Genomic DNA, 14,235 nt, shown 5'->3' with positions numbered 1-14,235 from the left:
CCCTGATTTGGGTTGAATTGTTTAACTTTTCTCGCAAACTCCACATTAGAAACAAAGTAGTAACAGATGAGTCAATCTATGAATCAAAAAAATTGGCAAGAAGATAGATTATTAGATGAGTCAAACCTATCCACAGTTGGCTATTTAGGTCAACCTTGGTTAGTAGAAGAAAGAGATGCTTGCGGTGTTGGGTTCATTGCTAATAAAGATGGGCAATCTAGTCATGATATTTTGGATAAAGCCCTGTCTGCATTAGCTTGTTTGGAACATAGAGGTGGTTGTAGTGCAGATTATGATTCTGGAGATGGCGCGGGAGTCATGACTGCAATTCCTTGGGATTTGTTGCAGGAGTGGGTAGGTAGTGAAACTGACAGAAATTCATTAGCTGTGGGAATGGTTTTCTTACCACCACAAGCCCAAAAAGCATCGATTATTCGTCATGTAGTAGAAAAGGTTTTAGCCCAAGAGAATTTGACATTAATTGCTTGGCGAAAAGTACCTGTTGAGGCTCAAGTTTTGGGGATTCAAGCTAGAGAAAATCAGCCGAAAATTGAGCAGTTAATTGTTAAGAGTGAAACTCTTAAAGGAGATGAATTAGAACGGCATTTGTATCTGGTGCGTCGTCGCATTGGTAAAAGATTAGAACAAGAAACTTCTTTAAAATGGCCTGATGATTTGTACATTTGTTCGTTTTCTTGCCGAACAATTGTTTATAAAGGCATGGTTCGATCGGCAGTTTTGGCAGAATTTTATACGGATTTGAAAAATCCAGAATATAAAACTAATTTTGCGGTTTATCACCGTCGTTTTAGTACGAATACTATGCCTAAATGGCCTTTGGCTCAACCAATGCGCTTGTTGGGGCATAATGGGGAAATTAATACTTTACTGGGTAATATTAACTGGACGATGGCGCGGAAGGCAGAGTTAAATCATCCAGTTTGGGGAGAGAGTATTGAGGATTTGAAGCCTTCTGTTGATGTGAGAAATAGTGATTCGGCGAATTTGGATAATGTTTTAGAATTGCTGGTGCGTTCTGGACGATCGCCAATGGAATCATTAATGATTATGGTGCCAGAAGCATACAAAAATCAGCCGGACTTGGACGATCATCAAGAAATTGTTGACTTTTACGAATATTACAGCGGTTTGCAGGAGGCTTGGGATGGTCCGGCTTTGTTGGTGTTTAGTGATGGCAAACAGGTTGGTGCTACACTCGATCGCAACGGCCTAAGACCAGCCCGATTTGTTACTACTAAAGATGGTTGTGTTATTGTCGCTTCGGAGGCTGGAGTAGTAGATATTCCCGAAGCAGAAATTCTGGAAAAAGGTCGCTTGGGTCCCGGTCAAACGATCGCGGTTGATTTAGAATCTAAGGAAGTTCTGAAAAATTGGGAACTGAAAACTAGAATTGCCCAAAAATTGCCTTATGCTGAATGGTTGAAAAACCGGAAGACTTTGCAACCTCAACCTTTCCCAGAAACTAGATTGTTAGATGAACAAACTTTACTAAGGAATCAAACTGCTTTTGGGTATACGATCGAAGATGTAGAAATGATTATCGAGGAAATGGCAGCGAGTGCCAAAGAACCGACTTTCTGTATGGGTGATGATATTCCTTTGGCAGTGCTTTCGAGTCGTCCTCACCTACTCTACGATTACTTTAAACAACGTTTTGCTCAAGTTACAAATCCGTCGATCGATCCTTTGCGGGAAAAATTGGTAATGTCTTTGAGTATGACTTTGGGCGAACGGGGTAATATTTTGGATGTTAAACCGGAATATGCCGAAAAGTTGTTAATTCAATCTCCGGTTTTGAGTGAAACTGATTTAGAAGTAGTACGAAATTCTGGTTTTCAAACTGCTACTTTATCTACACTTTACCCTGTAGCTTCGGGTCCCGATGGGTTGGTAAAAGCTGTTAATAACCTTTGTTTAGAAGCAGATGCAGCAGTTAAATCTGGCGCGAAGATTTTGATTTTAAGCGATGCGCCTGACGGCACACTCCGTGAACGAACAAAATTAGGGGATAGGGGTCAGGGGGTAGGTGTTAGGGAAGAAGACAGTTCCCCTAACCCCCAATGTGGAATTAGTGCTGATTGTACTTATATTCCTCCCTTGTTAGCTATGGGTGCAGTTCACCACCATTTAATAGGTGAAGGACTGCGGATGAAAGCTTCGATCGTTGTTGATACAGCACAATGTTGGAGTACCCATCATTTTGCTTGTTTAATAGGTTTTGGTGCAGCCGCAGTTTGTCCTTATTTAGCTTTTGAAACTGTGCGGAGTTGGTGGGAAGATCCTAAAACTCAAAGTTTCATGGAACGAGGGAAAATTCCGGCTTGTACTTTAGAAAAAGCTCAAGCTAATTACAAAAAAGCTGTAGAAGATGGGTTGTTGAAGATTCTCTCGAAAATGGGAATTTCGCTGCTTTCTTCTTACCAAGGAGCACAAATTTTTGAAGCGATCGGCATTGGCCCCGAACTATTACAATTAGGATTCAAAGGTACAGCTTCTCGGATTGGTGGTTTAACTGTCAAAGAGTTAGCTTCTGAAGTAATGTCTTTCCACAGTAAAGCCTTCCCAGAATTAACTATTAAGAAGTTAGAAAACTTCGGCTTCGTCCAATACCGTCCCGGTGGAGAGTATCACATGAACTCCCCCGAAATGGCAAAAGCTCTGCATAAAGCAGTAGCAGAATATAAGAAGTGGGGAGATGGGGAGATGGGGAGATGGGGAGATGGGGAGATGGGGAGAAATCTAGCGCTAGAAACTCCCCCTATCCCCCTACCTCCCCACCCCCCTACTTCTTCGTATTACGAACTGTACCGGAAAATCCTAGAGACTCGTCCGGTAACAGCTTTACGGGATTTGTTAGAGTTTGAGAGCGATCGCCCATCGATCGCCATTGAAGAAGTAGAATCGGTGACGGAGATTGTCAAGCGTTTTGCTACTGGGGGAATGTCTTTGGGTGCTCTTTCACCAGAGGCGCATGAGATTTTGGCGATCGCAATGAACCGCATCGGTGGTAAATCTAACTCAGGCGAAGGTGGAGAAGATCCCAACCGTTACAAAATTCTTAATGATGTAGATGAAAATGGTTTATCGCCAACCTTCCCGCATTTGAAGGGTTTGCGGAATGGCGATACAGCTTCTAGTGCGATTAAACAAGTCGCTTCTGGTCGTTTTGGCGTAACTCCAGAATACTTGATGAGTGCCAAGCAAATTGAGATTAAAATTGCCCAAGGTGCGAAGCCGGGAGAAGGTGGACAGTTACCGGGTAAAAAAGTCAGTCCCTACATTGCGATGTTACGGCGTTCTAAGCCGGGAGTAACTTTAATTTCGCCACCTCCACACCATGATATTTACTCGATCGAAGATTTAGCACAGTTAATCTTTGATTTACACCAAATTAATCCGAAAGCTGCCGTTTCAGTCAAATTAGTGGCTGAGGTAGGTATCGGAACTATTGCTGCGGGTGTGGCTAAGGCTAATGCCGATATTATCCAAATTTCCGGTCATGATGGGGGAACAGGCGCTTCGCCTTTGTCTTCAATTAAACACGCCGGAAGCCCTTGGGAATTAGGATTAACTGAAGTTCATCGGGTGTTAATGGAAAATCAACTGCGTTCCAGAGTCATTTTACGGGTTGATGGTGGCTTTAAGACAGGCTGGGATGTGGTGATGGGTGCCCTAATGGGTGGCGAAGAATATGGCTTCGGATCGATCGCCATGATCGCAGAAGGCTGTATTATGGCTCGCATCTGTCATACAAACAATTGCCCAGTAGGTGTGGCGACTCAGCAAGAACAACTGCGGAAACGGTTTACCGGAATACCGGAGCACGTTGTCAATTTCTTCTACTATGTAGCCGAAGAAGTGCGATCGATCCTAGCAAAACTGGGTTATCGTTCCTTGAATGAGTTAATTGGTCGGGCAGATCTGCTAAAAGTACGAGAAGATGTTCAACTGACAAAAACTGAGCATTTAGATTTGTCTTACTTGTTGGCTTTACCGGATACTAGAGTCGATCGCAGTTGGTTGTCACATGAAGCAGTTCATACCAATGGTGATGTTTTAGACGATCGACTTTTAGCAGACCCCGAAATTGCCGCAGCTATTACCCATCAAACCGAAGTCACTAAAGATATTGTGGCAGTAAATACCGATCGGACGATCGGCGCAAGATTATCTGGCGCTATTGCTTCAACTTATGGCAATACTGGCTTTGAAGGACAAATTACCCTCAACATCAAAGGTAGTGTCGGTCAAAGCTTTGGCGCATTCAACTTACCCGGAGTAATCTTGAATTTGTCAGGAGAAGCAAACGACTACGTAGGTAAAGGAATGCACGGTGGCGAGATTATCATTAAACCACCCGCAGAAGCTACCTACGATGCTTCGGCAAATGTGATTGTTGGTAATACCTGCCTTTACGGGGCGACTGGTGGCGTGTTGTATGCTAATGGTCAAGCTGGGGAACGTTTTGCAGTGCGGAACTCAGCTGCTAAAGCGGTGATTGAAGGTGCTGGCGACCACTGCTGCGAGTACATGACTGGTGGTGTAATTGTAGTCTTGGGTAGAGTAGGTCGCAACGTCGGTGCTGGGATGACTGGTGGTTTAGCTTATTTCTTAGATGAAGATGGCAGTTTTTCTAAGAAAGTTAACCCGGAAATTATTAAAGTCCAACGGGTACAAACTCCAGCAGGTGAAGCACTTCTTAAAGAACTGATTACCGCCCATGCCGATCGGACTGGCAGCAAAAAGGCGAAACTAATTCTAGAAAACTGGCAAACTTATTTACATAAGTTCTGGCAAGCAGTTCCGCCTTCGGAAGCTGATTCTCCTGAAGCAAACCCAGAAGCAAAAGCAGATAAGGTTCTCACTTCAGTTTAGTTGGTAGTTGGTAGTTGGTAATTGATTTTTCTACTACCCACTACCTATTAGTAGGGATTGGGGACTGGGGAATTTTCGATTTTTGTTGCATCTTCCTTTGTCCCCTTATAACTAGGTTTCTTAGTTTAATAATCTTGTTGTTTGCTGGTTTTGCGATTAGAACTCTAGGTTTAACCAGCTTATTATTTCGTGGTTTTATGGTCAAAACTCTAGGTTTAACCAGCTTATTATTTCGTGGTTTTATGGTCAAAACTCTAGGTTTAACCAGCTTATTGTTTCGTGGTTTTATGGTCAAAACTCTAGGTTTAACCAGCTTATTGTTTCGTGGTTTTATTGTTAAAACTTCAGGTTTAATGGTCTGGTCGTCTTCTGGTTTTATTGTTTCTTGGTTTCCTGAATCATCACTTTTTTGTATGCCCATCAATTCAGGAATCGTGACGAATCTGTAACCTTGGTTTTTCAAGGAATTAATGATGATGGGTAGGGCTTGAACAGTGCGGGAACGATCGCCTCCACCATCGTGCATTAGTAAAATACCTCCAGGTTTAGCACTTTTGAGGATTCTGTTAACTATGTTGTTAACTGAAATGTTGCGGGCGTAATCTGTGGAGTCATCTGACCACATCAGAATTGCATATTTTTGCGAAAGGGCATAACCTGCTGGCCCATTATTTAAAATTCCCCCTGGGGGACGAAATAGATTAGTTTCTACATTGGTTATTTTTTTGATAATTGCCTTAGTGCTTTCAACTTCTTTGGTGGCAATAATTTTATTCATCTTCCGGTAAGAGTGACTCCAAGTGTGATTGCCGATCGCATGACCTTCTGCAACTACTTGTAAGGCAATCTGAGGAAATGATCTTACATTTCTGCCAATCCAGAAAAACGTAGCCTTAATATCATTTTTCTTGAGAATTCCTAAAACTTGGTTGGTATATGTAGGCCAAGGCCCATCATCAAAGGTTAAGGCAATAACTTTATCTTGAACTCCCCAATTTACCTGTTTAATGGTTTTTCCCTGAAAACTAATAGGTGCTTTAAATGCTAGAGGTGGTAGCGGATTTTTTTTATTAATAGGGGCAATTTCCGGTTTCTCCTTCAGGTCTGGTTGTAACTTTTTATTTGGTTTTTCTTCAGTACCAAAAAGTTGAGAGAAATCCTTTGTTGATAAGGGGTGCTTTATGACTAAATGTCTCTTTCGATATGTCTCCTGACTATGTTCATGAATTGACAGACTCACTCCAACTAAAAAACTACAAGCAGCGGCAAACAAACTTACGTATGTGCAGAACTTCAAATTTCTGCGGCTAAGTCTAAGCATTTGATTTTTCTTCGCTCCTCACGATAAAAATTTGCTTGGTTCGGCACCCTTTATTAACCAAACACAGTAAAAGCAAAAAGTAAACTAAATATTCCTTAATTTAACTTTTTTTGTTTTGAAATGAAAGAATTTTAGATTACTTAATGTAAATTTGTTAGTTATTAATGTGATTGGATTTTCTAATCTAGAGGATAGGTCAGTCAATAAAAATTTGAGAGAGTCAGAGTAAATTAAAGGTTCTGACTCACTCTTACAAAATCTAGCAACTTGTGTTACTTAGTGTTTAGTTTTTTCCCAGTAAAGGTTAGTAATTAACTCAGTTACTTGGGCGATAGTTAAGCCATCGGTGTAAATTTCGATCGCATCAGGAGCTTTTCGTAAAGGCGCAATATCACGGTTACTGTCTTTCCAGTCGCGTTCCAAAAGGTCTTGTTGCATTTTTTCCAAACTTAGCTCAAGTCCGCCTTGATTTTGTAAATCGGCACGACGGCGACGGGCACGTTCTTCGACTGATGCAGTCAAGAAAATTTTGAGTTCCGCATTTGGGAAAACATGAGTACCGATATCGCGACCTTCAGCAACTAAACCGCCTTTTTCGCCCCAGAGTCGTTGCTGTTTAATTAGTTCGCTGCGAACCGCTTTTTGGGCTGCGATCGCAGAAACATGAGAAGTCACTTCCAAAGAGCGAATTTCTTGGGTACATTCTTCACCATCGATCCAGACTCGTACCCCAGTTTGGGGATCGTCACTCATGCGGAGTTCAATTTTACAAGTACTGGCAATTTCTGTAACTCCCGGTTCATCATTAACGGAAATGCCCAATTTCAGGACTAACCAAGTTAAAGCCCGGTACATTGCACCCGTGTCCAAATATAGTAGCCCCAAACTTTGGGCTACTGCTCTTGCTACTGTAGATTTTCCTGCACCCGCAGGGCCATCAATAGCCACAATGGGCTGACGTTTGGAAAGAATTATATTATCGATGAGACGGGTGGAACCCAACCTCGCTGCGATCGCCAACAGTCCAACCTCCTTAATCTCTGCTAAAGGTTTAAGTGTATTAGGATGCACCAACTCCACATATTCGGTTTGGATAGAAGGTACCTTTGCTAATTGTGCCTTAACAATAGCAATTAGCTGCTGAGTCTTCATTTCTCCTTCATAAAAAGCGATTTGGGCTTGTTTTAGACCTTGATATAAAATTGCCGCTTCGGTCTTTTGTGCTGGGGTCAAATATTGATTGCGAGAACTTAGCGCTAGTCCAGAAGGTTCGCGAACGATCGGACAGCCGACAATTTGCACCGGGAAATTTAAATCCTGTACCATGCGGCGAATAATGGCTAATTGCTGAGCATCCTTCTGCCCAAAATAAGCTGTTTCCGGTTGTACTATGTTGAATAATTTAGCCACAATGGTAGTTACACCTGGGAAATGTCCCGGACGCTCTAGCCCACACATCAAAGAAATCATTGGTGCAGGTGGAATCACTTGCGTCACGGGTAAAGAGGAAGGGGTTGGGGGTTGGGGGTTGGGGGTTGGGGAAAAAGACTCTTCCCTAACCCCTAACACCTGACCCCTATAACCTTCTTCTTGGTTAACTACTCCTAATTCTGCGGCTGTGGGAGCAAAAATTACATCTACCCCGACTTGTTCGCATAATAGGCGATCGGACTCCAGCGATCGGGGATACTTATGAAAATCTTCTGTTGGCCCAAATTGTAGGGGATTGACAAAAATACTAACTACTACAACATCATTTTGTTTTCGAGCTTTTTCAATTAAGCTGAGATGACCTGCGTGCAAAGCTCCCATCGTAGGAACTAAGCCAACTTCAACTAGCGAGTTAAGTTGTCCAGCACGGGCTTGCCGTAGGTAGCAGCGCAGTGCCGCAACTGTAGTAAACAGGCGCACTTTGATTCCTTATGTGCTACGCACACACTACGCGAACAGGGTTCCACCGAATTAAACCCATAGTAGTGTATAGCGAATCAGCCAGAAAATACACTGCTCATAGTGAGAATCGGGAAGAGTTTTGAGTTTTGAGTTTTGAGTTGAATTTAACTTAAAACTCAAAACTCATAACTTAAAACTTATCTCTAGTTAGCGGTGATAATTTGTGTTTCACCCAAGACTTCGACTTTGACGGGGGCTACTCCTGAGCCTGTTAATGCGATGATTCTGGCGGCAGCGGCAGAAAGGTCGATAATGCGACTTCTGGAGAAGGGGCCGCGATCGTTAATCCTCACTACTACTGACAGACCATTCCTTAAGTTTGTCACCCTAACCATCGTGCCAAAGGGTAGACTACGGTGAGCCGCAGTTAACGCATTTTGGTTGTACCTTTCGCCACTAGCACTGCGACCACCGTGAAAACCGGGGCCATACCAAGAAGCTAAACCTCTGAGAACCGATCGAACTGTGGGAACATAAGTAACTACTTTTTCTGGCTCAGGTTGAGGCGTTGGTTTTCCGGGAATGTCAGTTAACGGGGGGGCATCGCCCATAAGTCGCCGCAATCTGTTGGTGGCTTGTAGGGCATCTTCAGCTAAGTTATTTGTGGTATCTGGAAGCCTGGTGTATTCGGTGATTTCTACCAAATTTTCGTTGTTAACTTTGATTAGGTAGCGCTCGTAATTAGTTTTAGCTAATATCGCTGTTTTTTGACTGCTGGCTGGATTTGCTAGTGCTTGTAATGTTTCTTCTTTGCTGCTGGCGACTTTGTTGGCGATCGCATAAGCAACTGTAATTTGGTTAGCATCAAGGTTTTCCCGATTCCATTGATTCAGCTTGGCTGCTACCGCACTGGCTCTTGCTACTGGGCTGTCGGCACTTTCAACTTCTTGAATGTCATCCTGAGAAAGGCTGCCTTGTTTAATCCCACTTGACTCCACTGGGGCAGAACCGAGAAAAGTTAAAACTGGAATAGCTCGCAAATAAAGGGTTGCCGCTTGACGACCTGCTACTTCATGAGCTTTAATTGTCGCGATTACCTGCTCTTGAGCATTACTTCCAGTTTTTGATTTATACTCTCCTACTTTGATAGTCTCTGTTGGAGTATCGGCTGGAGGTAAAGTCTGACTAGCAGCTGCTGGCTTTGTTTCTAATTCCGTTCCCCCAACCTTGTTTATTTCGGCATGGCAGGAAAGGCTTGTGCCAAGGGCAGTTGTTAGTACGGCGGCAGAAATACCGCTCCAAATTCTTTGCTTCATAAGCTCTTGTTTTGTCGAGGTGGATATCGCTACTTTTGAGGGCCGTGATTAGTTGGTATCAGCACCCCGCCTACAATTTTTCGGCTAACTTGTAGTCGATTCGTATTCGCTTAACTAATTTTGCAACTGCAACAGATTACCATGAAGTTTTAGATTTGAGAAAGCGCTAACAAGCTGCTATTGCTAAGGCAATTCGCCAGAATTTGTAATTAATTGGTTCGATAATCAATCATGTTTTTTAGTAGAACTACTGCCATAAGCTAGTTTTCCGGGTTTTTTGCCTTGATGAAGTATAAAAATAAATTTTTATAGGATATTTATGAATTGATTTGGAATTGTTATCAAAATTTGCCATTATAAATTTTGGGAATTTGCCAGCGCCTAGTTCGGTTCAAAATTGAATCTGGCAAAGATTGAATGAAGAGGGAGTAATGGTCATGGATTATCGAGAAGCGGGTGTTGATGTTGAGGCGGGTAGAGCTTTTGTAGATAAAATTCGGAGTTTGGTAAATCGTACTCATAGACCAGAAGTGATTGGTGGATTGGGTGGTTTTAGTGGTTTTTTTGAATTACCTAGCGGATATAAAGAACCTGTTTTAGTTTCGGGGACTGATGGAGTGGGAACGAAACTGAAGATAGCTCACGATCTAAATTGTCACGATACTGTAGGCATCGATCTAGTTGCCATGTGTGTGAATGATGTGCTGACTTCTGGTGCGGAACCTTTGTTTTTTTTGGATTATTTGGCTACGGGAAAGCTGGAACAAGAACAGCTGGCTGAAGTGGTAGCGGGAATTAGTCAAGGATGCGAAATGGCGGGTTGTAGTTTGTTAGGAGGGGAAACGGCAGAGATGCCGGGATTTTATCCGCCTGGGGTGTATGATTTGGCGGGTTTTTGTGTGGGTGTGGTGGAAAAAAGCCAACTTTTGTCGGGTTCAAATGTGGAAGTTGGGGATGTGGCGATCGCTTTAGCTTCTCAAGGCGTTCACAGTAATGGTTTTAGTTTAGTGCGAAAAATTGTTAGTGATGGTGGGTTTAATTGGAGCGATCGACCAGAAAAATTAGGCGGTAAAACTTTAGGAGAAATTTTATTAACTCCCACGCAAATTTATGTCAAACCTGTATTAGCTGCTAGGTCTTCAGGAATCGAAATTCATGGCATGGCGCATATTACAGGTGGAGGTTTACCAGAAAATTTGCCTCGTTGTTTGGGTGCTAATCAGTCAATTGAAATTATTCCCAACAGTTGGAATATTTTGCCTATTTTTGATTGGTTGGCTACTGCTGGTAATGTTAATCCTAAAGCTATGTTTGAAACTTTTAATATGGGAATTGGCTTTGTCGTTTTGGTGAATCCAAAGCAAGAAGAAGCAACTATTAAATGGTTTGACTCACAAAATATTGCTGCTTATGCGATCGGGAAAGTAATTCCTGGTACAGGCGAACTTTTAGGTTTACCAGAATGATTTGTAACCCTTTACGTAGGGGCAATTCATGAATTGCCCTTACTTTATGCTTCCTTGCTCTCTGAGTTAAATTTCATCCGTAGGGGCAGGGTTGGATTGATTAATTAAAGCTTGAATAATTTCTTCTGGATTATTAGTATTGATTTGCAGTAAAGCTGCCATTTGTTGTACTAATTCTTGGTCTTGTTGTAACAATTCCCAAAGTTGTTCTAAAGAAATAGTTTGTGATTGCTCTCCCAAATTACCTATTTCATTAACTGATGGAAACAAAGTAGAAGTTGCTGGATTTTGTGGGGTTTGGATGATAGGTTTTTCTTGTTTTTGTAATAATTGTAAACCAATTTCACCTGCTTCAGTGCTAATTTCACCACAATTCATTTCCCCTAATGCTAACATTCGTAGGGCTAATTCCTGATTTGGCGCAGGTGAAGCAATTAATTTCTGACCAAAGTTATGTATCCATGTTACCCATTGTGCTTCAGTGGTGCGATCGTCTAATTCAGCAAAAAATTTTTCTACTCTTGACTGTTGCCAACCATGTGCTATACCTTCCAACAGTTGCATGAATAAAAACTCGTAATCGCTGTTTTCCAAAGGTTTTGCAGGTTGAATCTGCTTTTTTAAAGCCGTAAGATTGGATTTGGATCTTTTACGCCTGTTGCCCCCAAATAAACTCTGAAAAAACTGAACTATTTTTTGCCAAATCCTTCCAATCATCGCTATTTCCTTGCACGGTATTGCACTCTCGATTTTAGCCAATTACTGCTAAGAGTAAATAATTTTACTTAACCCTCAAAACTCTCCCAGTCCCCAGTCCCCAGTCCCCAGTCCCCAGTCCCCAGTCCCCAGTCCCCAGTCCCCAGTCCCCAGTCCCCAGTCCCCTCAATAAAGGTCTGGTTTAAGTGCCTTTGCTTTTTCTAAGCTGGCATTAGCTTCTTCTGTTCGTCCTAAGTTATTCAAAGCTACACTGCGGTTATACCATGCTTCGTAGCGTTCTGCGTTAATTGATAATGCTTCGTCCCAACTAGCGATCGCTTCTTCTAAGTTACCTAAATTACCTAAAACTAATCCGCGATTAAACCAAGCTTGATCGTCTTGGGGTTTAATTTCCAAAGCTTTATCGTAAGATCCGATCGATTCTTCTAACCTACCTAAACTTCCCAATAATACTGCTTTATTAAACCAAGCTTGGTGATATTGAGGTTGAATTTCTACGGCTTTACTGTAACTTTCTAAAGCTTCTTCAATTTGGCCTAAATTAAATAAAGCATTGCCTCTATTGTTCCAGGCTTCGTATTTGTCAGCTTTAAATTCCAAAGCTTTTTCATAACTGGCGATCGCTTCTCTAGATTTATTCAATTTAAATAAAGCGTTGCCGCGATTGTACCAAATTTCATTAGCATTTGGTAAAATTTCTAAGGCTTTGTCATAAGTTGTAATTGCCGCCAAAAAATCTCCTTTGTTGAATTGTTCGACTCCTTGATTAAATAAATTTTGGGCTTTTTGAGCCGGACTTTCTATAATTTCTTGCTCGCGCTTTAGTTCATGATTGTATATATATGCTTCGGGCAATCTCGCTAATAGAGAAAAGCCTATTTCCCGCGATAATTTGCCAAATGTACCGCAACCTAATTCGCCTAATCTAATCATTTGACTGGCTAAATGTTCATCTGATGTTGGTGCGGCTAATAAGCGATCGCCAAATAATTTTAACCAATTGATCCATTCTGCTTCGGTAGTTTTCTCACTCAAAGCGGCAAAAACTTTCTCAACTTGAGTTTTTCGCCATCCATGATCCACACCTTCTAACAACTGCATAAAATAATATTCATAATCTGCACTATCCAAATATGTTTTCTCTTCAAGAGACACATAACTTTCTAGTACTTGATATCTCTTTTTCTTTGGTGCTAACCAAGGTTTTAACCATCGTCTGAGTTTTCTTTTCAGCCAGCTGCGAATAATTCTCTCAGCACGTTTGATTTTTTTTCTAATTTTGGAACTAAATTTACTCATTATGACAACCGCTTGTTTATTGTTTCCCCCAAGAACCATTTTCACATTCAATTAATCTCTCAAGGATAGCGATCGCTTGAGGATTTTGTGAATTTCGCACTCGTTTTTCCATCCCAATATTTAACAACTCCATGCGTAGACGCATCACATAGGCTTTCTGTTCTTCCGTTTTGGCTCTCTCCCGCAGGACAGTCTTTTCATTTTCTAAAAAAGACTGCTCTGCATTTAATTTAAACATTTTTATAAGAGAATTAATTACATATTTTTGTTCGGGACGCGCTGTTACTAAAGTAGCATTTATCGGTTCAGCTAAAATTGTTTCTTGAGCTTTTTTATTAGCTTGGTTTTGTAGCCAATATTCAGAAGTAGAAAGGGGAAAATCAACATTCTGTTGGTCTATTTTGGCAAAAGCATGAGCTTCTGCAAAAGACACTCTTCCATCTTGGTTATAATCAGCAGAAGTTACAGTTCGATCGGTGCGACTGCGACCACTTAAACCAGCAAAGAAGCTAGAGCTATAATCCTCATAGTCGGCTTCGTTAACTTCGGGGAAACAGCCAACAGAAGGTCGAGTTTTCACAGTAGCAAAAAAACCACAGCGAGGTCTTTGAGTTACAGGACTTTTAGGATTACCACCTTCATAAATTAAATTAGCAAATGACCCGGAGTAGCATTGACTCATCATCCCTACAAAAGATGTTTTTGGAGGTAATCGATCTAACAAGGAAGAAAACTCTTGAACGCTCAATAGTTCATCATTCCATAACAAAATTAGGTTATTATTAATATTCTTAGGATTGCGAATTCCGTGACCTGTGAAGTAAAAGAACACAGAATCGGGTTTTTTACTCTGCAATTGTTGAAAGGCGTTCCGTAGATTCGATAAAGTTGAGGCACCCTTAATATTGGGTATCTCTGGGACTTTAAACATTTGTCTACCGTTTCTATCCAAATAGCTCACTGTGGCTTGTTGATTGTTACCATTAGCAAAGAGAATGGGTACCTCTGCTGAATTGTATCCCAAAACACGCAGGGTTCTCTGAAAGTACAGAATGTTTTTCTCAATGGCAATTTCGTTAGCTTCTGGTTTAGGTCCACCGCCGATAATTAGAAAACTTTGAGTTGACTGGGAGTTTAAATTAGTTTGTTTACCTTGACTATTTTCGGTTTTTTGTGGTAAGGCAATAGTTTTTTCTTCTTTAATGTTGTGAGGAATTTTTTGTGGTAATTTTATAGCTGTAAATATGAGAACAGCAAAGCTACTGAGGATTAAACTAACGGTGGAAAATTGTGGCATGGTAATTGCTAAGTGCTAACAAGTAACTGA

8 protein-coding genes are annotated in these 14,235 nt (G+C 41.5%); 2 read left to right on the top strand and 6 right to left on the bottom strand.

Annotated features, from left to right (window positions below; translation table 11 throughout):
* The first annotated feature begins 78 nt into the window (after positions 1-78).
* Entirely contained in the window at positions 79-4,896 is a 4,818-nt protein-coding gene (locus ACE1CA_RS29055) for a glutamate synthase-related protein (protein ID WP_459563730.1), read from the top strand.
* Between the two features lie 40 nt (positions 4,897-4,936).
* Here the strand turns inward: ACE1CA_RS29055 and ACE1CA_RS29050 are convergent, their stop codons facing one another.
* From ACE1CA_RS29050 to ACE1CA_RS29040, 3 genes are all read right to left on the bottom strand, one after another.
* On the bottom strand, positions 4,937-6,217 hold the full coding sequence (locus ACE1CA_RS29050; protein ID WP_486517577.1) for a polysaccharide deacetylase family protein: 1,281 nt from the start codon (positions 6,215-6,217) through the stop codon (positions 4,937-4,939).
* Positions 6,218-6,493: 276 nt separating this feature from the next.
* On the bottom strand, positions 6,494-8,128 hold the full coding sequence (locus ACE1CA_RS29045; protein WP_413281747.1) for a bifunctional pantoate--beta-alanine ligase/(d)CMP kinase: 1,635 nt from the start codon (positions 8,126-8,128) through the stop codon (positions 6,494-6,496).
* A 185-nt stretch (positions 8,129-8,313) separates the two neighbouring features.
* Positions 8,314-9,426 carry a septal ring lytic transglycosylase RlpA family protein gene (locus ACE1CA_RS29040; RefSeq protein WP_413281748.1) on the bottom strand — a complete coding sequence of 371 codons (1,113 nt, stop codon included), beginning with the start codon at positions 9,424-9,426 and terminating at the stop codon, positions 8,314-8,316.
* Between the two features lie 437 nt (positions 9,427-9,863).
* Between ACE1CA_RS29040 and purM the strand changes: the two genes are divergently transcribed.
* Positions 9,864-10,892 (top strand): phosphoribosylformylglycinamidine cyclo-ligase, encoded by a 1,029-nt coding sequence (purM, locus tag ACE1CA_RS29035; protein WP_413281749.1) that lies wholly within the window; start codon positions 9,864-9,866, stop codon positions 10,890-10,892.
* A 66-nt stretch (positions 10,893-10,958) separates the two neighbouring features.
* Here the strand turns inward: purM and ACE1CA_RS29030 are convergent, their stop codons facing one another.
* The 3 genes from ACE1CA_RS29030 to ACE1CA_RS29020 form a co-directional block, all read right to left on the bottom strand.
* On the bottom strand, positions 10,959-11,609 hold the full coding sequence (locus ACE1CA_RS29030) for a hypothetical protein (RefSeq protein ID WP_413281750.1): 651 nt from the start codon (positions 11,607-11,609) through the stop codon (positions 10,959-10,961).
* Positions 11,610-11,774: 165 nt separating this feature from the next.
* Positions 11,775-12,908, bottom strand: a complete 1,134-nt coding sequence (locus ACE1CA_RS29025; protein WP_413281751.1) for a tetratricopeptide repeat protein — start codon at positions 12,906-12,908, stop codon at positions 11,775-11,777.
* 16 nt (positions 12,909-12,924) lie between these two features.
* Positions 12,925-14,205, bottom strand: coding sequence for a C13 family peptidase (locus ACE1CA_RS29020; protein ID WP_413281752.1), 1,281 nt, complete (start codon positions 14,203-14,205; stop codon positions 12,925-12,927).
* Between the last annotated feature and the right edge of the window lie 30 nt (positions 14,206-14,235).

Origin of the sequence: Floridaenema evergladense BLCC-F167 (assembly GCF_041929205.2) — a bacterium.
Lineage (GTDB): Bacteria > Cyanobacteriota > Cyanobacteriia > Cyanobacteriales > Aerosakkonemataceae > Floridanema > Floridanema evergladense.
The sequence above is the reverse complement of the archived record's forward strand: the minus strand, read 5'-3'. Positions and strand labels throughout refer to the sequence as shown.